Source organism: Bradyrhizobium lablabi, assembly GCF_018129385.1.
In the GTDB taxonomy this organism is placed as follows: domain Bacteria; phylum Pseudomonadota; class Alphaproteobacteria; order Rhizobiales; family Xanthobacteraceae; genus Bradyrhizobium; species Bradyrhizobium lablabi_C.
Map to the genome: position 1 here is coordinate 1 of NZ_JAFCLN010000015.1, position 25,796 is coordinate 25,796.

General features: G+C 63.4%; 22 protein-coding genes. 15 read left to right on the forward strand and 7 right to left on the reverse strand.

The window, feature by feature from the left end; genetic code table 11:
• Positions 1 to 251: 251 nt before the first annotated feature.
• Together JQ628_RS24145 and JQ628_RS24150 are read right to left on the reverse strand one after the other, a co-directional pair.
• The gene (locus JQ628_RS24145; protein ID WP_212225981.1) at positions 252 to 1,049 is read right to left on the reverse strand and encodes an SDR family NAD(P)-dependent oxidoreductase; all 798 of its coding nucleotides are present in this window, start codon (positions 1,047 to 1,049) and stop codon (positions 252 to 254) included.
• Between the two features lie 37 nt (positions 1,050 to 1,086).
• Positions 1,087 to 2,703 (reverse strand): glycosyltransferase family 39 protein, encoded by a 1,617-nt coding sequence (locus JQ628_RS24150; protein WP_212225983.1) that lies wholly within the window; start codon positions 2,701 to 2,703, stop codon positions 1,087 to 1,089.
• Between the two features lie 114 nt (positions 2,704 to 2,817).
• Between JQ628_RS24150 and lepA the strand changes: the two genes are divergently transcribed.
• Positions 2,818 to 4,629 (forward strand): translation elongation factor 4, encoded by a 1,812-nt coding sequence (gene lepA, locus JQ628_RS24155; protein ID WP_212225998.1) that lies wholly within the window; start codon positions 2,818 to 2,820, stop codon positions 4,627 to 4,629.
• 3 nt (positions 4,630 to 4,632) lie between these two features.
• On the opposite strand, the gene JQ628_RS24160 is transcribed toward lepA, so the two are convergent.
• Complete coding sequence (locus JQ628_RS24160) at positions 4,633 to 6,180, reverse strand: hypothetical protein (RefSeq protein WP_212226001.1); 1,548 nt, start codon at positions 6,178 to 6,180, stop codon at positions 4,633 to 4,635.
• Between the two features lie 221 nt (positions 6,181 to 6,401).
• Between JQ628_RS24160 and JQ628_RS24165 the strand changes: the two genes are divergently transcribed.
• From JQ628_RS24165 to JQ628_RS24180, 4 genes are all read left to right on the forward strand, one after another.
• The gene (locus tag JQ628_RS24165; protein ID WP_212226003.1) at positions 6,402 to 7,637 is read left to right on the forward strand and encodes an MFS transporter; all 1,236 of its coding nucleotides are present in this window, start codon (positions 6,402 to 6,404) and stop codon (positions 7,635 to 7,637) included.
• A gap of 116 nt (positions 7,638 to 7,753) precedes the next feature.
• Positions 7,754 to 9,721: a methyl-accepting chemotaxis protein gene (locus JQ628_RS24170; RefSeq protein ID WP_212226006.1), complete on the forward strand. Its 1,968-nt coding sequence runs from the start codon at positions 7,754 to 7,756 to the stop codon at positions 9,719 to 9,721.
• 164 nt (positions 9,722 to 9,885) lie between these two features.
• The gene (locus JQ628_RS24175; protein ID WP_212226009.1) at positions 9,886 to 11,058 is read left to right on the forward strand and encodes an acyl-CoA dehydrogenase family protein; all 1,173 of its coding nucleotides are present in this window, start codon (positions 9,886 to 9,888) and stop codon (positions 11,056 to 11,058) included.
• A complete protein-coding gene (locus tag JQ628_RS24180) occupies positions 11,055 to 11,510 on the forward strand; it encodes a DUF1801 domain-containing protein (protein WP_212226011.1) in 456 nt (151 codons plus the stop codon). The genes JQ628_RS24175 and JQ628_RS24180 overlap by 4 nt, the downstream gene beginning before the upstream one ends.
• Before the next feature lie 99 nt (positions 11,511 to 11,609).
• On the opposite strand, the gene JQ628_RS24185 is transcribed toward JQ628_RS24180, so the two are convergent.
• Together JQ628_RS24185 and JQ628_RS24190 are read right to left on the reverse strand one after the other, a co-directional pair.
• Complete coding sequence (locus JQ628_RS24185) at positions 11,610 to 13,820, reverse strand: putative bifunctional diguanylate cyclase/phosphodiesterase (RefSeq protein WP_212226014.1); 2,211 nt, start codon at positions 13,818 to 13,820, stop codon at positions 11,610 to 11,612.
• A 405-nt stretch (positions 13,821 to 14,225) separates the two neighbouring features.
• Entirely contained in the window at positions 14,226 to 14,654 is a 429-nt protein-coding gene (locus tag JQ628_RS24190; RefSeq protein WP_212226017.1) for a L,D-transpeptidase, read from the reverse strand.
• A gap of 205 nt (positions 14,655 to 14,859) precedes the next feature.
• Between JQ628_RS24190 and mepA the strand changes: the two genes are divergently transcribed.
• The 6 genes from mepA (at position 14,860) to JQ628_RS24220 (ending at position 18,984) form a co-directional block, all read left to right on the forward strand.
• On the forward strand, positions 14,860 to 15,807 hold the full coding sequence (mepA, locus tag JQ628_RS24195) for a penicillin-insensitive murein endopeptidase (RefSeq protein WP_212226020.1): 948 nt from the start codon (positions 14,860 to 14,862) through the stop codon (positions 15,805 to 15,807).
• A 33-nt stretch (positions 15,808 to 15,840) separates the two neighbouring features.
• Positions 15,841 to 16,356, forward strand: a complete 516-nt coding sequence (locus JQ628_RS24200) for a Spy/CpxP family protein refolding chaperone (RefSeq protein WP_212226021.1) — start codon at positions 15,841 to 15,843, stop codon at positions 16,354 to 16,356.
• 185 nt (positions 16,357 to 16,541) lie between these two features.
• Complete coding sequence (modA, locus tag JQ628_RS24205) at positions 16,542 to 17,327, forward strand: molybdate ABC transporter substrate-binding protein (RefSeq protein ID WP_212226023.1); 786 nt, start codon at positions 16,542 to 16,544, stop codon at positions 17,325 to 17,327.
• Entirely contained in the window at positions 17,327 to 18,022 is a 696-nt protein-coding gene (gene modB, locus JQ628_RS24210) for a molybdate ABC transporter permease subunit (protein ID WP_212226025.1), read from the forward strand. Before modA ends, modB begins: the two co-directional genes overlap by 1 nt.
• Positions 18,023 to 18,024: 2 nt before the next feature.
• Complete coding sequence (modC, locus tag JQ628_RS24215) at positions 18,025 to 18,699, forward strand: molybdenum ABC transporter ATP-binding protein (RefSeq protein WP_212226028.1); 675 nt, start codon at positions 18,025 to 18,027, stop codon at positions 18,697 to 18,699.
• A 57-nt stretch (positions 18,700 to 18,756) separates the two neighbouring features.
• Positions 18,757 to 18,984 (forward strand): dodecin, encoded by a 228-nt coding sequence (locus tag JQ628_RS24220; RefSeq protein WP_212226030.1) that lies wholly within the window; start codon positions 18,757 to 18,759, stop codon positions 18,982 to 18,984.
• Here the strand turns inward: JQ628_RS24220 and JQ628_RS24225 are convergent.
• A complete protein-coding gene (locus JQ628_RS24225; RefSeq protein WP_212226033.1) occupies positions 18,968 to 19,486 on the reverse strand; it encodes a DUF4844 domain-containing protein in 519 nt (172 codons plus the stop codon). The two genes, JQ628_RS24220 and JQ628_RS24225, sit on opposite strands and share 17 nt — an antisense overlap.
• Positions 19,487 to 19,491: 5 nt before the next feature.
• Positions 19,492 to 21,285, reverse strand: coding sequence for a potassium/proton antiporter (locus JQ628_RS24230; protein WP_212226035.1), 1,794 nt, complete (start codon positions 21,283 to 21,285; stop codon positions 19,492 to 19,494).
• Between the two features lie 226 nt (positions 21,286 to 21,511).
• Between JQ628_RS24230 and JQ628_RS24235 the strand changes: the two genes are divergently transcribed.
• The 4 genes from JQ628_RS24235 (at position 21,512) to radC (ending at position 25,760) form a co-directional block, all read left to right on the forward strand.
• Entirely contained in the window at positions 21,512 to 22,831 is a 1,320-nt protein-coding gene (locus JQ628_RS24235; RefSeq protein ID WP_212226037.1) for a mechanosensitive ion channel family protein, read from the forward strand.
• 106 nt (positions 22,832 to 22,937) lie between these two features.
• Positions 22,938 to 23,762, forward strand: a complete 825-nt coding sequence (map, locus tag JQ628_RS24240) for a type I methionyl aminopeptidase (RefSeq protein WP_212226040.1) — start codon at positions 22,938 to 22,940, stop codon at positions 23,760 to 23,762.
• Between the two features lie 217 nt (positions 23,763 to 23,979).
• A complete protein-coding gene (locus JQ628_RS24245) occupies positions 23,980 to 24,939 on the forward strand; it encodes an MBL fold metallo-hydrolase (RefSeq protein WP_212226042.1) in 960 nt (319 codons plus the stop codon).
• 107 nt (positions 24,940 to 25,046) lie between these two features.
• Positions 25,047 to 25,760, forward strand: a complete 714-nt coding sequence (gene radC, locus JQ628_RS24250; RefSeq protein ID WP_212226401.1) for a RadC family protein — start codon at positions 25,047 to 25,049, stop codon at positions 25,758 to 25,760.
• The last annotated feature ends 36 nt before the right edge of the window (positions 25,761 to 25,796 follow it).

A 25,796-nucleotide genomic window follows, 5' to 3' on the forward strand; every position in this document is an offset into this window, starting at 1 on the left:
CCCGCGAGCGGCAGGGCTATCGCATATGGCCCATTGAGCGTGTGAGCGAGCCCGGCCTTCATGGTTCGAGACGCGCCGCAGGCGGCGCTCCTCACCATGAGGGTTCTAGGATTTTGCCACGAAACAAGACCTCATCCTGAGGAGCCCGCCAAAGGCGGGCGTCTCGAAGGATGGCCACAACGAAGTCGCCTCATCGAGTCCTCGCTCATATGCGATAGCCCTGCCGCAAGCGGGGAGAGGTGAGCGTCCTCCTAAAACGGATTCGTCACGATGCCACCGTCCACCCGCAGCGCCGCGCCGTTGGTGGCGCTGGCGGCTTTTGAGCAGAGGTAGCAGATCAGGTTTGCCACTTCCTCCGGCTGGGCGTAGCGCTGTAGCAGCGAGGCCGGACGACGCTCGGTAAAGGTGCGCGTGACGAGGTCGTCGACCGTCGTGCCTGCGGCTTTCGCGCGCGCGGCAAGCCGCGTCGGCGCCATCTCGACCCAGGTCGGGCCGGGCAGCACCGAGTTGACGGTGATGTTGGTGCCCCTGGTCTGCTCGGCCGCGCCGCGCGCGATGTAGAGCTGGGCGGCTTTGGAAAAACCGTAATGCACCATCTCCTTTGGCACGTAGATGCCGGATTCGCTGGAGATGAAGACGACGCGGCCCCAGTCCTTGTTGTCCAGCATCCGCTTCAGGTAATGCCGCGTCAGGCGAACGCCGCTCATCACATTGACCTCGAACATCCTGGCCCAATCCGCATCCTCGATCTCGAAGAACGTCTTGGGCTCGTAGATGCCGAGATTGTTGACGAGGATATCGACGTCGGGGAATTGCGCGGTCAGGCGCGCACAGCCCTCGGCGCCGCCGAGATCGAGCACCGCTCCGTGCAGCGTGGCCGAAGGCGATGACTGTTTGATCTTTGCAATGGCTTCATCGACGGCCGCCTGCTGGCGGCCGTTGACGATGACCTCCGCGCCCATCTGCGCAAGCCCCATCGCGGTCGCCAGGCCAATGCCGCGCGTCGAGCCGGTGACAAGCGCGCGCTTGCCGGTGAGATCGAGATCCATGTTTCCCCCAATTGTTCTTTGTTTGATGGTACGGCAATCACTTCGCCGGCGGCACGATAAAGACCTTCCAGGTAATGGCGGGGCCGGGATGGCCCTGGAAAAAGCGCTGCGTGGTGATCGTCAGTTGCTCGAGATCCTTGCCGCCGTTCTCCTTCATCCAGGCTTCGCAAGTCGGCAGCCGCCCGTCGGTGGTATCGCACACGCCGATGAAGCCGAGACGCTTTGCTTCTTCCAGCGACGTGAGGCCCGACGACCAGAGTTCGCCCGGCGTATACGGCGCCGGATGATCGGGGCTGTAGAAGGCGAGCGGCTCGCCCATTTCGGTGGTGCCGGCGACCACCGCCCAGCGCGTGCCGAAGCGCGAGCGCCAGGCCTGCGTCAGCTCGCGCGCCAGCTCGGAGCGCGCGCTAAGGGTTGGCGATCCATTTGGGCTGCGCGCGATCTCGCGCTCGGCGATCCAGCGCGAGGCCGGCAGCATCAGCAGCGTGATAACGAGCCAGATCGCAGTGATGTTGAACAGCGCGCGGGCCGGGACGCGCAGCGCGGGGATCGCCACCAGCGCCAGCGGCGTCAGGAAGAACAGCGATATCCCCCAATCGGTCTTCATGTAGACCATGAAAGCGAGGGCGCCGAGCGGCGGGCCGACCGCGACGATGATCTGGATCAGCCAGATATTGAGCGCCTGGGAATAATTGACAGCGGCGTTGGGGCCGCGCGACCAGTTGCGCGCGACCGCGGCGACCGGCCACATCCATCGCCGCGAATTCCACGCCAACGCGAGAATCGCCAGCAGCACCGGGATCGCAAGCAATCCGACATTATGCAGAATGTAGCCGATCACGAGATGGATGTTTTGCGCACGGGTCAGTTGGCCATAGACGTCGCCGGCATAGGTCAACGGGACAAAATCGACCTGCTTCAGCCAGATCAGATGCGGGACCATCAGGATGAAGAGCACCACAATGGCCGCCCACGGCGCCGGCGATTTCAGGAACCGCCATCGGTCGGGATGGATCAGCGCGGCGAGCCCGATGGCGCCGATCATGGTCAGCACCCAGTATTTGGTCATCAGCGCCGCGGCGCCCGCGATGCCGAGCCAACGGCCGGATCGCGCATCACATTTTTCGAACGCGTTCAGATAGGCCAGCACCACCAGCGGCAGCGTCACGAGCTGGAGCAGGTCCGGATTGTACTTGAAACCCTTGAAATTGAAGATCGGGTAGAGCGCGAGCATCACCACGACGAGGAAAGCACGACGACGGTCCACCACGCGCAGCGCCGTGAACCATGAGATCACCATGCCGGTGCTGACGACCGTCATCGCGAGCAGATAGGTCGCCCAGTTCGCCGCCGGGAACAATTTGAACCAGAGGCCGGCGACCCATCCGGACAGCGGCGGATGCTTGCCATAGCCGAGCTGGAATTTCTGGCCCCAGGCGAAGGCTTCGGCGACGTCCATGTGAACGTCCTGCGCGGCCTTGAGGTTGACCAGGATCACCGTCCACAGCAGGGCATGCGCGACGGCAAAGCCGATCACGAGCCAGAGGCTGCCCTTGGGATCGCTGGCCGTCGCCGCCAGCCACGCGGCGAGCTGCCGCACGGAAAACCGTCTCATTTGGCGCGAACGGGCGGGCAAGGATGATGCAGTCGACATGCGTGTTTCCGTAGCGCGTTTTCCGCATGCTTGGAATCAGCTTGGCGTGAAGAAATGCCTTCAAAACGGCCATAATGGTTGCCCGGTGGGAACACGAATGCTATCCCGCGCCCCATGACGACCGCCCCCATTTCCAACATCCGAAACTTCTCCATCGTCGCCCATATCGACCATGGCAAATCGACGCTGGCCGACCGCCTGATCCAGATGACCGGCGGCCTTTCCGATCGCGAAATGGCGGGCAAGGAACAGGTGCTCGATTCCATGGATATCGAGCGCGAGCGCGGCATCACCATCAAGGCGCAGACGGTGCGGCTGCATTACCGCGCCAAGGACGGCAAGGACTACATCTTCAACCTGATGGACACGCCGGGCCATGTCGACTTCGCCTACGAAGTCTCGCGCTCGCTGGCGGCATGCGAAGGTTCCCTGCTGGTGGTCGACGCCAGCCAGGGCGTGGAAGCGCAGACGCTGGCCAACGTCTACCAGGCGCTCGACAACAACCACGAGATCGTCCCGGTCCTCAACAAGGTCGATCTGCCCGCCGCCGAGCCGGAGAAGGTGAAGCAGCAGATCGAGGACGTGATCGGCATCGACGCTTCTGATGCGGTGATGATCTCCGCCAAGACGGGACTCGGCGTGCCCGATGTGCTGGAGGCGATCGTCACTCGCCTGCCGCCGCCAAAGGGCGACCGCGACGCCACGCTGAAGGCGCTGCTGGTCGACAGCTGGTATGACGTCTATCTCGGCGTGGTCGTGCTGGTGCGCATCGTCGACGGCGTGATGAAGAAGGGCCAGCGCGTGCGCATGATGGGCACCAATGCGGCCTATGACGTCGAACGTGTCGGCTTCTTCACGCCGAAGATGGAGCAAGTGGAAGAGCTCGGCCCCGGCGAGATCGGGTTCATCACCGCCGCGATCAAGGAAGTGGCCGACACCCGCGTCGGCGATACCATCACCGACGACAAGAAGCCGATCCATGAGATGTTACCCGGCTTCAAGCCGGCGATCCCCGTGGTGTTCTGCGGCCTGTTCCCGGTCGACGCCAATGATTTCGAGACGCTGCGTGCGGCGATGGGCAAGCTGCGGCTGAACGACGCCAGCTTCTCCTACGAGATGGAAACTTCCGCCGCGCTCGGCTTCGGCTTCCGCTGCGGCTTCCTCGGCCTGTTGCATCTGGAGATCATCCAGGAGCGGCTGTCGCGCGAGTTCGATCTCAACCTGATCGCGACCGCGCCGAGCGTGATCTACAAGATGCACCTCACCGACGGGCAGGAGATCGAGATCCACAACCCCGTCGACATGCCCGACGTGGTCAAGATCGCCGAGATCGAGGAGCCGTGGATCGAGGCCACCATCCTCACTCCCGACGAATATCTCGGCAGCGTGCTCAAGCTTTGCCAGGACCGCCGCGGCTCGCAAAAGGAGCTGACCTACGTCGGCAGCCGCGCGATGGTGAAATACGATCTGCCGCTCAACGAAGTGGTGTTCGATTTCTACGACCGCCTGAAGTCGGTGTCGAAGGGCTACGCCTCGTTCGACTATCACCTCACCGACTACAAGCCGGCAGACCTCGTGAAGATGCAGATACTCGTCAATGGCGAGCCGGTCGATGCGCTGTCGATGCTGGTGCATCGCACCCGCGCCGAAGGCCGTGGCCGCGCCATGGTCGAGAAGATGAAGGAACTGATCCCGCCGCACATGTTCCAGATTCCGATCCAGGCCGCGATCGGCGGCAAGGTGATCGCCCGCGAAACCGTGCGCGCGCTGCGCAAGGACGTCACCGCCAAATGCTACGGCGGCGACATCACGCGCAAACGCAAACTTCTGGAGAAGCAGAAGGAAGGCAAGAAGAAGATGCGGCAGTTCGGCAAGGTCGACATCCCGCAGGAAGCCTTTATTGCCGCGTTGAAGGTGGATAGCTGAAACTCACCGGATTTCGATGCTGTCGAGTTCATGACTGAATCTTAGTTTGTCGATATTTTTACCCGTCAAGGCACTGATCTGGCGGTCGAGAACTATCGCCGCCGGCCCGCCACTGTACGCCCCGAGATAGTCCTGTAGTGGAGCGCAGACGGAAGCAGCCGGCAGCCGATTGTTGCGACCTCGGTAGTAGAGATTTATCACCGGCGTGTCTGGCGGAATTCCTTCGACCTTGCCTGGGTAATAGCTTGTCATAATGATACCCGCGATTCGCGCGCCTTCACCTGTGGAAATGCGCCAGATGGCGGGTTCGTAGGTATTGAGAACGAGAAGCACGGCGCCGCGCTTGCCGACATGGATTTCCACCGGCGACGACGAGGCCCGAGGCTTATAGATCGAGACGGCCTCGACGGTCGCATCATCGGGGGCGTCGAAGAGCCGGCAAGCCTTTGCCGCCTCGTCATCCGGCAATTTCCTCAGACGCTGAATGGCTTCCCGGTCATCCCCCAGGCAACTGAGTTCGTCCGCCCGGAAACCGTCCATGAATGCGAGACATCCGTGCCCGGCGTTGCCGCGCGGAGCGGGCACGCCGGGGAGCACGAGGAAGCTCTTGGCATGACCACCACCAAGACCCCCCACCGGAAACATCAGGTCGCGCAACACCACATAGCTGAAGCCCACGCGAAGCCGATATGTCGGGTCGAGCTTCGAGCGAAACTGCTTACTGTAACCCTCTACGAACCGGTCGACTTCCTCGCGGAGCGCCGGCCGGATGGCGCCCGCGCGTTCGAGTTGGATCAGACCGGCTTGGTTGGGAAAGGTCTCCGGCGTAAACACCTGTGCCGGCGAAAGAAGTGAGTTCGGTTCGACGATACGGAAGCCGCCCGGATAGTATAAGGCCAGGTCTTTCTCGGCTTGGGTCTGTCCGGTTCGCGGCGCACTTTTTGGTGCCTCCGCCGCCTTCAGTTCCGGCAGACGGATCGAATTCGGTTCGCTCGCAAACGCCATACGATCCGGCAGACGACCGAACAACCCCCGCAGAATCTCGTCGCGTTCATTCTTGGGATCGTTCTTGAGCGGTATGGATTGTGCCGGACAACGGGCCAGTTTCAGAAAATCCACCCGTTCCGCCGGCAAACCTCGCATCGCGACACGGTTGCGGTAACCCGGCACGACGATCGCGCGGGCGATCCGCTCGACCGCGCCTTCGAAATCCCAAATCACGGGGTCGCCGGACTGCAACAATATGGTGATCGGCCTGGCGCCCGCATCAACCACAACGCGGACCATTGTCGTTTTGATCGCCGGGTTGTCGAGTTGAATATTGGTCAACGCATCGCCATGATCGACCGCGACGGCGACAAAGAGGTGCTCGGAATTTGGTTGAGCAATCTCGCAGTCCGGGCCGACCGCAGCAAAGCGCGACGGTTGCGGCGATGCAGAACGGCCAGCTTGCGAAATCGTGTTTTCGGTTGCGAAGAGTGCGGAAGCGTTGCCGAAAATCAGCATGACTCCGCTGAGCGCCGCCGCGATCAAATGAGTATTGAGGTTCATCCAGTAGTGCTCCAGAACGAAGCTAAACCTCCAGATACAGTACAACATCGGATAAACCTCCGCGCACATCCCCGATTCTGTCGTTAATTTGCTCCTAATCGGATGTTTACCTGCTCGCAGTGGAATGAGAGGCATTCCCGTCCTAGCCTTGCCCCACGTTGCTGGATGGGTCACCATTTACCCGGCGCAAAGTGCAAGAACCAAAAGCGCCGGGGAAACGCATGACCAAGACCTCACGGTTCGACTATGGCTGGGTCATCGTCGCGGCGGGCGCGCTGATGACGTGCGTCGGCTTCGGTACGATGCTGTCGCTCGCGGTGTTCCTTCAGCCCATTTCGAAAGCCATGGGCTGGTCGACCGCCGGCGTGTCGGCGGCGGCGACGCTGGACTTCCTGTTCATGGGCGTTGCCGCCTTCGCCTGGGGCACACTGTCCGACAAGTACGGCACGCGCATCGTGGTGCTGGCCGGCAGCGTGCTGCTCGGCCTTGGCCTCGTCACCGCGAGCCAGGCGCAGGAGCTGTGGCAGTTTCAGGCTAGCTTCGGCGTTCTCATCGGTATTGCCGCCGGCAGCTTCTATGCGCCGATGATGGCGCTGGCGAGCGCGTGGATCGACAAGCATCGCAGCCTTGCGGTCGCGCTGGTCTCTGCCGGCATGGGCGTGGCGCCGGTAACGGTGGCGCCGACCGCCAGCATGCTGATCACCGCCTATGACTGGCGCACGGCGATGTTGGTAATCGGCATCGCCGCATGGGCGCTGCTCATTCCCGCCTGCTTCCTGATTCGACGCCCGCCGCAGAGCGCAGGCACCGCAGCAGCGAGTGCAGGCGGCACGCCGGAAATCGAATGGACTGCGTCGCAGGCGCTGAAGACGCCGCAATTCATCACGCTGGCGCTGGCGCATTTCGCCTGCTGCGCGGCGCATTCCGGCCCGATCTTCCACATGGTGAGCTATGCCATGGTCTGCGGCATCGCGCCGCTAACGGCCGTCACCGTCTACAGCGTGGCCGGCTTTTCCGGGCTCGGCGGCCGCCTGATGCTCGGCGCGCTGGCCGATCGCCTCGGCGCAAAGCCCGTGCTGGTCAGCGGCCTGTTCGTGCAGGCGCTGTGCATCGCGACGTATCTCGCCGTGTTCCGGCTCGGCGAATTCTATGCGCTGTCGGTTGTATTCGGCCTCGCCTATGGCGGGGTGATGCCGCTCTATGCCGTGCTGGTGCGCGAATTCTTCGGTGCAAAGATCATGGGCACGGTGTTCGGCGCGGTCTCCGCCTTTGCCAGCCTCGGCATGGCGCTGGGACCATGGGCGGGCGGCCTCGTATTCGATACGTTCCATCAATACACATGGCTGCATGCCGGCTCGTTTGCCATTGGGCTTGCGGCGGTGGCGGTGGCACTGAGCTTTCCGTCGAAACGCAAGCCCGCGCAGCCTTCGCTCGATCTGGGACGGGCAGCGGCATAGGATACCGTTCGATCGCGGCTTACGTAGAATTACGGGTTCGCAGTCGAGACGTTTCCTAAACGAATTATTGCGAGTTTCCGAAAGCCTTCGTCCCCTGGAGTCTTTCGGAAATTTCCATGTTCAAGCTTCGCTCGATCGCTGCCCGGCTGATCCTCGCCATTTCGCTCACCGTCGCCGTTGCCTGCGGAATCCTCGGGACGTTCTCGATCCTCCAGCAGCGGGCGCTGACAAGGCTTGCGCTCGAACAGCAGCTCAAGCTGCAATATGACAGCGTGATGGCTGCCGTCGAATATGAAGGACGCGCCGCGCTCGCCATCAGTTCGGTCGTCGCCGCCCTGCCGCCGGTCGGCGATGCCATCGCCAGGGGCGACCGCGACGGTCTCGCCGGCCTGCTCGGCGGCGCCATGAAAACGCTGACGGCGCAAGGCATCAACCTGATCACCTTTCAGACCGCGCCGGCGCAGGTGTTTTACCGGGTGCACGCACCGAAGGTGTTTGGCGACGATATCTCCGGCCGCCGCTCGACGGTGGTGGAAGCCATCAAGACCGGCAAACCGATCGTCGGGGTTGAACCCGGCCGGGAAGCGCTCAGCATCTTCGGCATGACGCCGATCATGCGTGACGGCAAGACGCTGGCGAACACCGACGTCGGCGTCGCCTTCGGCAAGGAATTCGTCGATCGCGCCAAGCAACGCTTTGGCATCGACATTGCCGTGCATTCCTACGACGGCAAGGAGTTCAAAAAGCTGTCCTCGACCTTCGGCGACGCCGTGGCCGCCACGCCGGAAGAACTGAAGCGTGTGTTCGAGGGTGGGCCGTTGAATCGCGACGCCACCATCGGCGGCCATGGCGCTGCGCTTTACGTCGGGCAGGTGAAAAACTACGCCGGCCAGCCGGTCGCTGTCATCGAGATCCTCAAGGACACCACCGAGTACGAAGCTGCCGCGTCGCGGGCGCAGCTTCATCTCCTGCTTGCCACCATCGGCATTCTGGCCGGTGCGGCGCTGCTTGCCTTCCTGCTGGGACGCGGCATGTCGCGCCCGCTGACGGCGATCACCGCGGTCATGAACCGCCTGTCCAGCGGCGATATCGACGTTGCGATTCCCGGCGGCGACCGCAAGGACGAACTCGGCACCATGGCCGGCGCCGTCGACGTGTTCCGCCGCAACATGATCGAGGCCAATTCGCTGCGCGCCGCGCAGGATGCCGCCAAGCAGCAGACCGAGGCCGAAAAGAAGGCGCTACAGCGACAGATGGCCGACCGCTTCGAGGCCGACGTGAAAAGCGTCGTCGGCGCGGTGGCAAAGGCAACGAGGGACATGCAGCGCGTGGCCGGCGAGATCACCACAAGCGTCAGCGGCACGTCCGAACGCGCCACCGCCGCGGCCGCCGCGTCCGAGGAAGCCTCCACCAGCGTCAGCACCGTTGCCGCCGCCACGGAAGAGCTCGCCTCCTCTGTTGCCGAGATCGGTCGGCAGGTCACGCATTCCAGCAACGTCGCCGACGGCGCCGTCACCAAGGCCGGCCAGACCACCGAGATGGTGACCAGCCTTGCCGCTGCCGCCGAAAAGATCGGCGACGTGCTGCGCCTGATCGACGCCATCGCGAGTCAGACCAACCTGCTGGCGCTCAATGCGACGATCGAAGCTGCACGCGCGGGCGAAGCCGGCCGCGGCTTCGCCGTGGTCGCCGCCGAGGTCAAGGAACTCGCCAGCCAGACTGCCAGGGCGACGGAGGAGATAGCGGGCCAGGTCAGCGCCATTCAGGCCGCCACCGGCGATTGCGTGACCGCGATCGGCGGCATCAGCGACACGATCCGCGAGATCAGCGGCATCGCCACCACGATCGCTGCGGCCGTCGAGGAGCAAGGTTCGGCGACCCGGGAGATCGCGCGCAGCGTGCAGCAGGCCGCGGCGGGCACAACCGAAGTGACGGTCAACGTAACCGGCGCCAGCGACGCTGCCGGCCGCTCCCGTGCACTGGCCGGCGACGTGCTGGCCGCCTCCGGCGAACTCAGCCAGCATGCCGACGCGCTGTTCGAGCGGGTCGACAGCTTCCTCGCGGGGTTGCGCGACGCCGCATAGGGCATCGGCAGCATTGCATCAAATCTCCTCAGCGTCTTGATCGGGCGCGACGGATGGGCCACCATCCGCGCGCCCGAACATTAATTGAGCATGATCTTCTCGGAAAACCGCTTCACACTTTTTCCGGATCATGCTCCGCAATCAAGAAGGGCACGGGGAGAAGCATGAACAAGGCTACCGCAATCGACCTCGTCGAACGCGCGCGGGCGCTCGCGCCGCTGATCAGACAGGAAGCCGATGAAATCGAGCGCACGCGCCGGTTGACGGAACCCGTCGTCTCCGCGCTGATCGAAAACGGCTTGTATCGCTCGCTTTTGCCCAAAAGCCTCGGCGGCGCCGAGGCGCCGCTCGCGACCTTCATGCAGATGCAGGAGGAAATCGCCAAGGCCGATGCGTCGACCGCCTGGTGCCTTGGCCAGTGCAGCGTCTGCGCCGTCATCTCGGCCTATCTCGACCACGATGCGGCGGATGAAATCTTCAACACCGCCCAGGGCATTTTGGCCTGGGGCGCCGTCAACCACGACGTTCGCACCGAGCCCGGCGGCTACCGCGCCAATGCGCGCTGGGAATTTGCCTCGGGCGTGCGCCAGGCGAGCTGGCTGGGGGCGCATGTGCGCATCACCGAGGCCGACGGCACGCCGCGCAAGAAACCGGATGGATCGCCGGAAATCCGCACCATCCTGTTTCCGCTGTCGAGCGCCACCCTGTACGACGTCTGGGATGTGATCGGGCTGCGCGGCACCGGCACCGACTCCTATTCGGTCGACAACCTCTTCATTCCCGAAAAATTTGCAGCGTTGCGGGACGAACCGTCCGCCTTGCGCGAGAAAGGACCACTCTACAAAATTCCCACCAACACGATCTACAGCATGGGCTTTGCCGCGACTTCGCTTGGCGTCGCCCGCGCGCAGTTCGATGCCGCGATCGACCTGTCGCGCAAGAAGACACCGCAAGGCCTCTCCGCCATGAAAGAGAACAGCGCGGTGCAGGCCCTGATCGGCCGCACCGAGGCCAGCCTGCGGCGCGCACGCGCCTATCTGTTTGCGACCGCCGCCGAGGTCTGGGACGACCTGACGCGCGGCGCGGCCCTGACCGAAGCCCACCGCGTCGCGATGCGGCTGGCGGCGACCTCGACCATCCATCAATCGACCGAGATCGTGAACACCGCCTATCACATGGCCGGCGCCACCGCGGTGTTCCGCGCCAACGGCTTTGAGCGCCGCCTGCGCGACATGCACGCGATCAACCAGCAGCTCCAGGCCCGCGATAATCATTACGAGGAGATCGGCAAGGCGATCCTGTCGGGCAATCTCGCCGGGCCGCCGACGACGCGATGAAGCGGCCAGCAAAGAACAAGGCCACGGCCAAGCCGCCGCCGGGTGCGGCGGTCGATGCCATGTTCGAGACCTATCCAAAATCGGTGAAGGCAAAGCTACAGGCGCTGCGGAAACTGATCTTCGCTACCGCCAAATCCACCAGCGGCGTCGGCGCGCTGGAAGAGGCGCTGAAATGGGGCCAGCCGAGCTATCTGACGCCGGAAACCAAAGCCGGCAGCACGATACGGATCGACCAGGTGAAAACCTCGCCCGGCCAGTACGCGATCTATTTCCATTGCCAGACCGACCTGGTCGAGACCTTTCGCGAGCTTTATCCAAAGCTCAGCTATAGCGGCAACCGCGCGATCCTGCTGGATGCCGCGGAGAAATTGCCCGAGGCAGAGCTGCGCCACTGCGTGGCGCTGGCGCTGACGTATCATTTGCGGAAGCGGAAGGACGCTGGCGTGAAGTAGCCACCCTCGTCATTGCGAGGAGCGACAGCGACGAAGCAATCCACACTTCCTTCGTGGCACGATGGATTGCTTCGCTTCGCTCGCAATGACGGTGGTGGCTTAAGCCGCCTCTATCGCTGCGGCCACGCCGCGCTGTGCGCTCAGCAGCGCGACGATTTCCGCGTTGGGCCGGGCGCGGCTGAACAGAAATCCCTGGCCCTCGTGGCAGCCTTCGGTGCGCAGGCAGCTCAGCTCGGCCTCGCTCTCGACGCCCTCGGCAGTGATGGTCACGCCGAGGCCCTTGCCGAGGCTGATGATCGAGCGGACGATCGCTTGCGCATCGCGGTTGGAACCGAGGTCGCGGACAAACGACTGATCGATCTTGATCTTGTCGAACGGAAAACTGCGCAGATAGCTGAGGCTGGAATAGCCGGTGCCGAAATCGTCCATCGAGATGCGCACGCCGAGCGCGCGCAGCGCATGCAGCGTCGCCAGCACCTGGCTGCTCTTTTCCAGCAGCAGCGTTTCGGTGATCTCGAGCTCGAGCCGCCGCGCCGGCAATCCGGACTGTTTTAGCGCATCCATCACCTGCGCCAGCAGATTACCGACCCGGAATTGCAGCGGCGACAGATTGACGGCGACACGGACGTCGTCCGGCCATTGCGCGGCATCCGCGCAGGCCCGCCGCAGCATCAGGGCGCCGAGCGGATTGATCAGGCCGGTCTCTTCCGCGACCGGAATGAATTCACCGGGCGAGACCATGCCGCGCTCCGCATGCGGCCAGCGCACCAGCGCCTCGAAGCCGGTGATGCGGCCGGTCGAGAGATCGACCAGCGGCTGGTAATAGGGCTGTAGCCGGTTGTTCTGGATCGCATCGCGCAGGTCGATCTCGATCTTGCGGCGGCTCTGCGCCCGCGCATCCATCTCCGCCTCGAAGAAGGAGAACGTGCCGCGGAAATCGGTCTTGGCGCGCGACAGCGCCATGTCGGCGCTCTTCAACAGCTTTTCCGACTCGTCGCCGTCGCCGGGCGACATCGCAATGCCGATGCTGGCGCCGATCACGACCGAATGACCATCGAGCAGATAAGGGTCGGCAATCGCCTCCAGCAGGCGCTTTGCCAGCAGCACGGCATCTTCCGGCCGAACGACGCCGCTCTGGAGAATCGCGAACTCGTCGGAGTTGAGCCGCGCCACCGCGTCTTCCTCGCGCAGCGTCGAGCGCAGGCGCTTTGCCACGCCACGCAGCAGCTTGTCGCCGACGCCATGGCCGAGCGTGTCGTTGACAATCTTGAAATTATCGAGCCCGAGCACCAGCACCGCGAGCTTTTCCGAACTGCGCCGCGTGTGCAGCAGCATGTCGTCCATCTGCTGCCGCAACAGGCTGCGGTTTGGCAGACCGGTGAGCCCGTCATGCTGGGCCATGAAGGCGAGCCGTGCCTCGGCGCGCTTGCGTTCGGTGATGTCCATCAGCGCCAGCAGCACTGCGGGCTGATCGCCGTAAACGAGCTGGCGGAAATAGATCGCAAGATCGATCAGCGAGCCGTCGGCGCGGACATGCTTCCAGGTGTGCGCGGCCTGCTCGTCGCTGGAGCGGTCGCCGGTCCACGGCAGTTCGGTGTCGAACGCCTGAAGGCCGCGGATGGTCAGTTTCTCGAACTCGGCGCGGCTATAGCCGTAGTGCTCGACGGCGGCATCGTTGACGCCGAGGATGCGTTCGCCATCCAGCGCGCAGACGATCATCGGAACGGGGTTGCTGTCGAACAGCAGGCGGAACGAGGCTTCACGCTCTTTCAGCTCGGTGATGTCGACCCGCAGGCCAATGACGCCGCCATCCTCGGTGAGCCGCTCCTCGATCAGGATGACACGGCCGTCGGCCAGCGTCTGCTCGTGGCGTTCGCCGGGCTGATAGAGTCTTGTGAGCCGCTCGGCGATCCATTCTTCCTCGCGGCCGATCGCTTCCGGATAGTCGCCGCGCTCGACACCGATGCGGATGGTGTCGGCCAGCCGCGCGCCGGGCTCGAACAGGTCGGAGCTGCGGCTGTAGATCTCGGCGTATTTTTTGTTCCAGAGGATGTAGCGGCCGTCGGCGTCGAGAAACACGATGCCTTGCGGCAGGATCTCGATCGCCTCGCGCAGCCGCTCATGGGATTTGCGCGCTTCCGCGATCGCGGCTTCCGCCTCGGCGCGCTTGCGCACGATCTCGCCGATCTCGGCCGCCACCTGCCGGCTGTTGCGCACGAGTTTTGGACTGGGTCTTGCCGGCCTGCCCTGAATCCGCGGGATCGCAGCGTGCTTTCCCTGTTTTGTTTTCCTTGGCCGAAACTTCGGCATCGCTTACGCCCCACACACACCCGCATTCTGCGTGGGGTCAGTTCTGCGATAAGTGTCTGAAAAAATGGTATCTCTTGCCGTTCAGGCCTCGATCCCGCCTGCCTTTTCGACAGGCGCTGCACACGCAGCAATTGGCAGGCATTCAACTTTCGATTGAGACGAAGCCGTCACCGGCAGAGAAAGCCGCCGTCAACATATGACAGGCATGCGAAAAGCCGCGCGGTTGCACAACGAATGCACGCGCGCGCAAAAATATGCGCCACTGCGCAACAGGGTTATCGAATGGTTAAGTTCTCAGGCTACTTTTTGTTTGAGCATGATCTCCGCGCAAACGCTTCGCGTTTGTCGCAGGGAAAACCGGTGTCCACTTTGCGCTAACGCGGCCCTTCGGGTCCGGATCATGCTCTAGAAAATCTCGATCCGCGTATTGCCGCGCCCGTTGCGCTCGACCAGCGCATACAGCGTCGCCGCATGCGAGGGATGCAGCCGGACACAGCCATGCGATGCCGGACCGCCGAGGCGGCCGAGGTCGGTGGTGCCGTGAATGGCATAGCCGTAATAGAAGAAGATCGAGTGCGGCATCGGCGAATTGTAATATTTCTTCGAGTACCAGCGCCGCGCCATCATCTGCGGATGAAACGTGCCGCTCGGCGTGCCGTAGCCGCGGCGGCCGGTCGATACCGGCCAGGAGTAGCGCGGCGCTCCGTCGACGCTCACCGACATGCGCTGGGACGATTTGCTGATCTGGACCACAACGCCGGCATGCGCCGGTGCCGCTAACAACGAAATAAAAGCGGCTGCCAATGCCAGCCGCACGCCCGACAATAACTTCATGATATGCCTTGCCCTGCAATATTTTTGCCGGGATGATTCCGTCCGCTGACATCGCTTGTAAAGGGCGCATTCGGGCGCAGCGCGGGTTAATCTTAATCCAGTGCTTTGCCGAACACTACGATTGGGGGAAATCAGGTGATGGTGACCGCTGCACATGTCCCCTTCCGGCCATTCCGTGTTACGTTCTGACGACAGAGCGAGCCGAATGACATCCCGCCGATTTCTGATCCCCCTCCTGATATGTTTTGCCGCCAGCGCCGCTCCGGCACTGGCGCAGGACAAGGGCACGGTGAATGCAAAGCCGCTGCCGCCGCTTGCCAATCCCAACGATCCCAAACTCGGCGCCAAGGAATTGTTCGCCCGCAAATATCTGCCGGCGGCAGCCAGCAAGCCGCGCGTGATCGGCTTCTACGCCCATGGCTGCATCGCGGGCGCGGAGGGATTGCCGATCAACGGCGAGGCCTGGCAGGTGATGCGGCTGTCGCGCAATCGCTTCTGGGCCCATCCCGACATGGTCGCGCTGGTGAAGCGCGTTGCCGTGAAGGCGAAAAAGGACGCGGGTTGGCCCGGCATCCTGGTCGGCGACATGTCCCAGCCGCGCGGCGGGCCGATGTTGACCGGGCATGCCAGCCACCAGGTGGGGCTGGATGCCGACATCTGGCTAACGCCTGCGCCCAGTCGCCAGCTTTCGCGCAACGAGCGCGAGGAGATGTCGGCGACCATGATGGTGCGCGAGGATCGTCTCGATATCGATCCGCGCGTGTTCACGCCGGATCATCTGGTTGTCATTCGCGCGGCGGCGCAGGAGCCGAAGGTGCAGCGCATCTTCGTCAACGCCGCGATCAAGAAGGCGCTATGCCGCGAGGCCAAGGGTGACCGAAGCTGGCTGCACAAGGTGCGACCGATGTACGGCCACGACTACCACTTCCACATCCGCATCGGATGCCCGCCGGGCGCCAGCGAATGCGAGAGCCAGCCCGATCCCGGTGAAGGCGAAGGATGCAGCGCCGGCGATCTCGCCTTCTGGTTCAAGGATTCGGTGCTCCATCCAAAGCCGCCAAAAATACCTCCGAAGCCGAAGCCACCGATGACGATGGCGCAATTGCCGCCGGCCTGCCGGGCCGTGCTGAGCATGCCGGATGCGAAGCAATGACGAAATCACATAGGCACCAACCGGAGAACAGCGATGAAGATTTGGCCTCTGCTTGTTTCCTTGACCCTGGTCACCAGCGCGAACGCACAAACGCCCTATGCCGGGATGCAGGGGCGATCGATCAAGGCGCTGTCGGAGCAGCAGGTCGCCGACCTCACGGCCGGGCGAGGCATGGGATTGGCGCTGGCGGCCGAACTGAATGGCTATCCGGGCCCGATGCACGTCCTTGAGCTCGCCGACAAGCTCGATCTGTCGGCGGAGCAGCGCGCCAGTGTGCAGCGCCTGTTCGACTCGATGAAGGCCGAGGCCATGCCGCTGGGATCGCGGCTGATCGAGCAGGAGGCCGAACTCGACAGGGCATTCGCCAGCAAAACGGTTACGCCGGAAAGCCTGAAAGCATCCACCGCGGCGGTGGCCGCGACGCAGGGCGAGTTGCGGGAAACGCATCTGAAGTACCACCTGTCGACCAGCGCAATTCTCAGTCCGTCGCAGATGGTCAAATATGCCGAATTGCGCGGCTATAGCGGCGGGCATCGCCGTCATCACTGATTACCGGTGAGCGGACAGGCTTTACCTCACCCGCCAGACTGATATTCTGCTTCCAGCGATGTCCCGGCCGGCTGCGCGCCTGCCGGGATTGCCGGAACGGCGCTTCCGCCTGTCGCACCCTTTTCCAAACCACGCCAGATTTGCGCGCGTGAAAGCGCGATTGCGAATACGCACGGAGCGCCACGATGCACCGACTTGCCGGACTTTTTACTGCTTTCATTATCCTGCTTGCCGGCGCTCACGCGCCGGCCGCTGCGCAGGACAAGACCATCACCGTGTTCGCTGCGGCCTCGATGAAGAACGCGCTCGACGACATCAATGCCGCCTATACCGCCAAGACCGGCCTCAAGGTGACGGCGAGCTATGCCGCCAGCTCTGCGCTCGCCAAGCAGATCGAACAGGGCGCGCCGGCCGATGTCTTCATCTCCGCCGACACCGACTGGATGGATTATGCGATCGGCAAGAAGAACATCAACGAGCCCACGCGGATGAACCTGCTCGGCAACTCGATCGTGCTGATCGCACCGAAGGACTCCAAGATCGACAATGTCGCGATTGCGCAGGGCTTCGATCTCGCAAAACTTGCCGGCGACGGCAAGATCGCGACCGGCGACGTGAAAGCCGTGCCAGTCGGCAAATACGCCAGGGCTGCCCTGGAAAAGCTCGGATCGTGGCAAGCGGCCGAGCCGAAATTTGCGATGGCGGACAGCGTGCGCGCCGCACTGACGCTGGTGGCCCGCGGCGAAGCCGTGCTCGGCATCGTCTATTCGACCGATGCCAAGGTCGAGCCCGGCGTCAAGATCGTCGGCACGTTCCCGGCCGATTCGCATCCGGCGATCATCTATCCCGTCGCGGCGACCACGACGGCGAAGCCGGAGACGACCGATTACCTCGCCTTCCTGCGCTCCACCGCCGCGAAGAACATTTTGGAAAAATACGGCTTCAAGTTCCTGCTCAGCCCGACCACCTGATGTCGGAGATCACGCCTGCTGAATGGACTGCGATCCTGCTTTCGCTCAGGGTCGCCGTGGTTGCGACGCTGGTCGCAACGCCGTTCGGCATTGCGCTGGCATGGCTGCTGGCGCGCACCAATTTCTGGGGCAAGGCAGTACTGGACGCGCTGGTGCACCTGCCGCTGGTGTTGCCGCCCGTCGTCACCGGCTATCTGCTGCTGTTGACGCTCGGACGGCGCGGGCTGGTCGGCGCCTGGCTTGCGGACAATCTCGGCATCGTGTTCGCCTTCCGCTGGACCGGCGCCGCGCTCGCCTGCGGCGTGATGTCGTTTCCGCTGCTGGTGCGTCCCATCCGCCTGTCGATCGAGGCAATCGACCGGCGGCTGGAGCAGGCCGCGAGCACGCTCGGCGCCGCGCCCTGGAAGGTGTTTGCTACCGTGACCTTGCCGCTGGCGCTGCCCGGCATTCTGGCCGGCATGGTGCTCGGTTTTGCGAAAGCAATCGGCGAGTTCGGCGCGACCATCACTTTCGTCTCCAACATTCCCGGCGAGACGCAGACGATTTCTTCCGCCATCTATTCGCTGATCCAGACACCGGACGGCGATACCGCTGCGGCGCGGCTCGTGATCATCTCCATCGTGCTCGCGACCGGCGCGCTGGTGGCGTCGGAATGGTTCGCGCGGCGGGCGACCGCGCGCCTGCATGGAAACTGACCATGCTGCGCGTCGAGGTCACCAAACAGCTTGGCGAATTTTCACTGGAGGCGTCCTTCAGCAGCGAGGGCCGCGTCACCGGCCTGTTCGGCGCATCCGGCGCCGGCAAATCATCGCTGATCAACATGATCGCGGGACTGCTCAAGCCCGACCGCGGCAATATTTCGCTCGACGGTGAGGTGCTCGACGACACCGCCAAGGGCGTGCATGTGCCGCCGCACCGCCGCCGCATCGGTTATGTGTTCCAGGACGCGCGGCTTTTTCCGCATCTCGATGTGGGCCAGAACCTCGACTATGGCCGGCGGATGAACCGGCTTGCCGACGATCCTGCGCAAAAGAAGCGCGTCACCGACCTGCTCGACATCGGCCATCTGCTCGACCGGCGTCCCGGAAAATTATCAGGCGGCGAGCGCCAGCGCGTCGCGCTCGGCCGTGCGCTGTTGTCAAAACCGCGCTTGCTGCTGCTCGATGAGCCCCTGGGCTCGCTCGACGCGGGCCGCAAGATCGAAATCCTGCCCTATCTCGTGCGCCTGCGGGATGAGGCCAATGTACCGATGGTCTATGTCAGCCACGACCCCGCCGAACTGCGCCAGCTTGCGACCCAGATCGTGATGCTGAAGGACGGACGGGTTACCGCGCTGGGCGGCGTCAAGGTGCTGACGGGAACAACGGCATAGCCCAAACGGTTCTTCTCCGATGCACCGGATTTGAGGTGCAAGGAACGGAGATTGGCCATGGCCGCTACGACTGGAACGAGCGATCACATCTACAAAATACTCGAGCTCGTGGGCTCTTCCGAGAAGAGCATCGAGGACGCCATCCAGAACGCGATCTCGCGCGCCTCTAAGACGATACGCGAGATGAAATGGTTTGAGGTCGTGCAGACCCGCGGCCACGTCGAGAATGGTGCGGTCGGCCACTACCAGGTGACCTTGCGGGTGGGATTCACCCTGGAGGAGTGATCCTCGCGTCCTCTCTCCGCACATTCCGGTCTAGCAAGAGAAACACATCGCCGAGTGGACCGTACATCCACCGCGCGAGCAGCCCACCTGAATCCGCTATGCCAAGAAGGTCCATGATTTCCTTGAGATAGCGCAGCAGCTGTTCACGATCTTCTGTATCGATGGCGTCAAACTGATCCAATGTCTCGGCAAACTGCTTCATCGCGAATTTCTTGGAAGGGTTAGACGGCAGTTGATCCAGCAGCCGATCCAACAACCGATTGAGCTGCTCTTCCGCCTGCAACCGAGCGGCTTCTGGTCGCATTCCGTTGTAGATGGTACCGAAAACCTCCACGTATTTCGTTCTGCCGCGCAATTCGGTGAGCCCGGAAATAGTTGCCGGAGATACGTCTAGTTTCTGATCCGGACGCGGAATCCGTCGGCCAACTGCGAAAATCGCCGCAAGAAAAATTGCGGCGCCAAAGCGCATGATGTTCAGCAGTTTATTGCGGCGGCGAGGCATGTGACTCACACCCCCGCGACCGACGACCAGATCTCCGCGAGCTTTTTCCTGAACGCCTGCGCGCGGGTCAATTGCGGGACCTTTTCATCGTCCTCCGGCAGGCGCAGGCCGATGACATTGACCCGCCCGCCGCCGATGTTGCGCGCCACCAGCACGATGGTGTCGAGTGTCAGCTCCGCGCCCTCCTTTGGCGCGTGATGAAGATGAATGTCGAAATAATCCGCCAGCGTCAGCTTGGCCTGATCCCCGTCGACCGTCACGCCGTAGATCTCGGCGAGCTCACCCAGCGTATGCTCGCCCGACACCATGAAATCGCCGAGCAGATGCGGATCGGGCGCCGTGCTCGGTGGCATGTCGACAAAGAACCGGTCCAGCGCCTCCGCCCGTTCCGGCGGCGCCAGCAGATAGAGGTAGTCGCCAGGTGCGATCGGGTCGGCTTCAATCGGCGAAAGAATGCGCTCGTCGCGGATCACCAGGGTCGGCTTCGACCAGGACGGGATCAGCCCGCGCCGGAAGAACAGGCTGTTCGAGCGCACGGGATAGCCGACGAGCTGCTGCTCGAGCTGGCCCGGCAGATCCAGCTCGACACGGCGCGGGCCGCGGTCGACGCGGGGAAGCGCGACATGCAGCCGCCGCGCGGCCGGCCCCAGCGTCCAGCCCTGGAGCAGCAGCGAGATAATGACGACGACAAAGGCGACGTCGAAATAGAGATAGGCTTTTGACAGGCCCACCAGCATCGGGATCGACGCCAGGAAGATCGCCACCGCGCCGCGCAGGCCCGTCCAGGCGATAAAGACCTTTTCGCGCCAGTTGAAGCGGAACGGCGCCAGGCACAGGAACACCGCGATCGGCCGCGCCAGCAGCATCAGGCTCAGGGCTACGACCACCGCCGGGCCGATGCTGCCGAGCAGGCGGTTGGGCGACACCAATAGCCCGAGCAGCACGAACATCACGATCTGCGCCAGCCAGGTCGCGGCATCGAGGAAGGTCACCACAGAATTGTGCGCCCGCGTCGGCCGGTTGCCGATGATGATGCCGGCGAGATAGACGGCGAGAAAGCCCGATGCGTGCACGATCTGGGCCGCGCCGAAAATCACCAGCGCGGCGGTGGTGACGAACGGCGCGTGCAGGCCTTGCGGCAGCGCGACCTGGTTGAGCGCGATCACCACCAGCCGTCCACCGATCACGCCCATGATGGTACCGAGCACGGCTTCCTGGAAAAATTCCATGGCAACATGCCCGGCCGTGGTCTGGCCGATCGAAATGAACTCGACCAGCATCAAGGTGAGGAAGATCGCAAACGGATCGTTGGTGCCGGATTCGGCTTCCAGCGTGGCGCCGACGCGGGGACGGAGCCGCAGCCCCTGGGTATGCACCAGCAAAAATACCGCCGCCGCATCGGTCGACGCCACCACGGCGCCGACCAGCAGCGACTCGGCCCAGTTCAGATCGAGCGCGTATTTGGCGACCGGCGCGGTGACGAGCGCGGTCAGGAGGACGCCGATGGTCGCCAGCACCATCGAGGGCGCCAGCACGGCGCGGATGCTCTGAAACCTGGTCTTCAGTCCGCCATCGAACAGGATCAGGGCCAGCGCCACCGATCCCACCAGATAGGTGGTGCGGACGTCATCGAACTGGATTCCGCCCGGGCCGGAATCGCCGGCCAGCATGCCGACGATCAGAAACACCAGCAGCAAGGGGGCGCCGAAGCGCAGCGCCAACAGGCTCGAGAGGATGCCGGCCATCACCAGCACCGCCCCCAGAAGAATTGCCAGACTGACCCCGTCGAGTAGCGCCATCCCGCCTACAAAATCATTGCAAATACTTGCAATTGCATCCTTATCGTCGCCACACTCGGACGCCAACCCATTTTCTGTCCATCGCGGCAAAGTGCGCGGTTTTCCGCACCTAACCCGCATCCGCGATGTGGAGTATCGATGGCCCGGGCGCTGCCGGTGTGGGATTCTGCGCGGGTTTCGAATCACGGTTTGCTGAGCCGCCTGCTCAGCCGAAAAGAGATTGCCGATGGAGAACGATCTGAAGGACGTCACCGAGTGGGTGGTGTCAGCAACGCGCTCGGTCGGCGCCGAGATCACTTCGCCGTGGTTCTATCTACAGTTCGGGCTGATCCTGGCCGCCGCCGGCATCGCCTACGCCACCGATACGGCCATCCGAGCCAAGGTCGACGCGGGCTCGCTTGCCATGCGCTGGCCGCTGCCGCTGCGACACTTCGTTCGCGTGATGGTAGCGAGCGCGTCCACGGCGGTGTTCGCGATCCTGATGATCGTGGATCGCGTCATCATGTGGCACGTGACCTGGCCGAGCCGCAGCTACCTGATCATGGTGTCTGCCAAGCTGGCGCTGGCCTGGCTGGCGATCCGCCTGATCACCTCGGTGATCCGCAACGCCTTCATCGTGAAGGTGGTGTCGCTGTCGGCCTGGACGATTGCGGCGCTCAGCATCATCGGCCAGCTCGATCCGGCGATCGAGGCGCTGGACGGGATTGCGATCGAGATCGGCGGACTGCGGCTGACGCCACTCTTACTGCTCAAGCTCGGCGCGCTGCTGATTTTGGCGCTGTGGCTGACCAACATCGCGGCCAATTTCGCCGAAAACCGCATCAACCGCTCGGCGGACCTGACGCCCTCGATCCAGGTGCTGCTGGTCAAGATGATCCGCATGGGCCTGATGGTGGTGGCGATCGCCATCGCGCTCGGTGCGGTCGGCATCAACCTGTCGGCGCTGGCGGTCTTCACCGGTGCGGCTGGCGTCGGCATCGGCCTCGGCCTGCAAAAAATCGTCGCCAACTTCATCAGCGGCCTGATCCTGCTGGTCGACAAATCGGTCAAGCCCGGCGATCTCATCACCATCGGCGACAGTTCCGGACGCATCAGCACCATGAAGACGCGCTACATTTCGGTTGCCGCCGGCGACGGTCGCGAATTCCTGATCCCGAACGAGGATCTCGTGACGCAAAAGGTCGTCAACTGGACCTATACCGACAAGAACACGCTGGTGAAGGTCGCCTTCGGCACCAATTACGACGCCGATCCGCGCCTGGTGTGCAAGCTCGCCGCCGAGATTGCGGCAGCCCATCCGCGCGCCACCAAGGGCAAGACACCGAACTGCATCCTGACCGAATTCGCCGAGGCCGGCATGAAGTTTTCCCTGACCTTCTGGATTGCCGACCCTGACGGCATGGACGGCGTCAAGAGCGACGTCATGCTGTCGCTGTGGGACGCCTTCAAGCGCGAGGGCATCCGTGTGCCCTATCCGGTACGCGAGCTTCGCATCCGCGGCGGGGCGCTGCCGGTCGAGACCGTGGTCGAGGTTCCGGGCCGATGACGGCGAATTTGCGGGCCATGGAAGCTCAACCGCGGCTTGCACCGGCCGCGCCGATCATTAAATTAGGACGTTAAATCATCCCTCCCCTACAGGCCCCGATCCGCCCATGAATTACGTCGAAGCTACCGATACCTCGCTGCGCAAGACCGGTCAGATCAAGCTGCATGGCGCGAGCGGGTTTGCCGGCATGCGCAAGGCAGGCAGCCTGGTGTCGAAGTGCCTGGACGAGCTGACCGACATCGTGAAGGCGGGCGTGCCGACCTCGCGGATCGACGAATTCGTGCGCGACTTCGCCTTCAGCCATGACGCTTATCCCGCCACGCTGATGTATCGCGGCTACCGCTATTCGACCTGCACCTCGATCAACCACGTGGTCTGCCACGGCATGCCGGGCGACCGCGCGCTGAAGGAAGGCGACATCGTCAATATCGACGTCACCTTCATCGTCGACGGCTGGTATGGCGATTCCAGCCGTATGTATGCGATCGCGCCGATCGCGCGGAAGGCCGAGCGACTGATCGAAGTCACCTATGAGGCGATGATGCGCGGCATTGCCGCCGTAAAACCCGGCGCCACCACCGGCGACATCGGCCATGCCATCCAGAGCTTTGTCGAGCCGCAAGGCATGAGCGTGGTGCGCGATTTCTGCGGCCATGGCCTCGGCCGCCTGTTCCACGACGAGCCGAACATCATCCATATCGGCCGCCCCGGCGAGGGCGTGCCGCTGAGGCCCGGCATGTTCTTCACCATCGAGCCGATGATCAATCTCGGCAAGCCGCATGTGAAGATCCTGTCCGACGGCTGGACCGCCGTCACACGCGATCGCTCGCTGTCGGCGCAGTTCGAGCACTCGGTCGGCGTCACCGCCGACGGCGTCGAGATTTTTACGCTGTCCGAGCGCCACGGCGAGAAGCCGTTCGTGATTGTCTGATTTTCATCGAACGCAAGCGCTCCAGACTGCATCGATGACGTAGCGGCACAGCGCTATTGCAACTCGTTCTTAACAAGTTACCTGCCTGCGGCAACTTGTCTTTCCTCCGATCGGAATCCCGCGGAATAGCCCGAACGCAGGGGTGTAGGACTCGGCGCGGGGTGCTCTCCGTCAGTGAGAGCCTCCCGGCAAGGGATCAACCCAGGGAGGAAGGCCAATGTTCGAGATTTCTCGTCGCGATCTGGTTCTCGGCAGCACCGGGGCCGCGCTCGTTTTCGGCCTCAAGGCACCGGTTTCGTTCATCGGCGCGGCGCATGCCCAGCGCGCCGCCGACAGCCTCAAATACAAGGTCGGCGACATCGAGGTGTTCAGCCTGCATGATGGCACCATCGAGCGCGCGGTCGCCGAAGGAATGGTCAAGAATGCCTCGCTCGATGACGTCAAGAAGGCCCTGACTGCGGCCGGCATCGGTCCCGACAAGATCGAGAATCCCTTCACGGTCACGGCGATCAGGACCGGCGGCAAGGTCATCCTGTTCGACACCGGCTTCGGCGGCAACGGACCGGCAACCGTCGGCAAGATGGCCGACAACATGAAGGCGGCCGGCCTCGATCCCGCTTCCGTCTCGACGGTCGTGATCTCGCATTTCCATCCCGACCACATCTCGGGCCTGTGGGTGAAGGAGACCAACGCCCAGGTATTCCCAAACGCAGAAATCATGATGCCGGAGGTCGAGTACAAATTCTTTACCGATCCGGCACTGGTGGAGAAGTTGCCGGAAGCCGCCCGCCCCAACGTGAAGCGCATCCAGGCGACATTCCCGACCTGGAAGAATATCAAGCAATTCAATGATGGCGCCGACATCGCGCCCGGCGTCAAGGCGATCGCCACGCCCGGCCACACCATCGGACACATGTCCTTCCTCGTGGCCTCCGGCGGACAGCAGCTCTACATCCAGGGCGACGTTACCGGCATTCACCAGCTCTTCGTCAGAAATCCCGGCTGGTTCTCGGGCTTCGATGCCGACGGGCCGAAGGCGGAAGCCACGCGCCGCGCCTTCTTCGACCGCGTGATCGCGGAAAAGGGCATGATCGCCGGCTATCATTTCGGTTTCCCCAATGTCGGCACGCTGACGAAGGACGGCAACGGCTATGCCTTCGCGGCCGTGAAGGCCTGAGCGCATACGGCCGGTTCGAGCGAACCCAAGGCGTCGCGCCGCGCGCGGCGCCTTTTTCTCGAGGCAAGCGGTTGCAAAAGCTGCCGGGCACGGCATCCTTGCCGCCGATGCCCGGCAAGACCCCCGATCCCCCGAAAGACTCCGCCGAGACGCCGCACTACCACGGCCATCGCGAGCGGCTGCGCGAACGCTTCTTCAGCGCCGGGCCCGATGCGCTGACCGACTACGAACTGCTCGAGATGGCGCTGTTTGCCGCGATCCCGCGGCGCGACACCAAGCCGCTGGCAAAGGAGCTCCTCAGAAAATTCGGCTCCTTCACCGAGGTCATCCACGCGCCAGTGGCGCGGCTTCGCGAGGTCAAGGGCATCAAGGATGCCTCGATCAGCCAGCTCAAGTTGCTCGCCGCAGCGTCCGGCCGTGCCGCGAAGCGCGAGATCGAACGCAAGGTCGCGTTGTCGTCCTGGAACGACGTGATCGACTATTGCCGCAGCAGCATGGCCTTTGCCGACAAGGAGCAGTTCCGGCTGCTGTTCCTCGACAAGAAGAACCAGTTGATCGCCGACGAGATCCAGCAGACCGGCACCGTCGACCACACCCCGGTCTATCCGCGCGAGGTGATCAAGCGCGCGCTGGAATTATCCGCCACCGCCCTCATCCTCGTGCACAACCACCCCTCCGGCGACCCGACGCCGTCGCAGGCCGATATCCAGATGACCAAGGCGATCATCGGCATCGCCTCCCCGCTCGGCATTTCCGTGCATGATCACATCATCGTCGGCAAGAACGGCCATGCGAGCCTGAAGGGGATGCGGCTGATCTGAATGCCGTCGACTCTTGGAGCTAACTAAAGCAAGCCT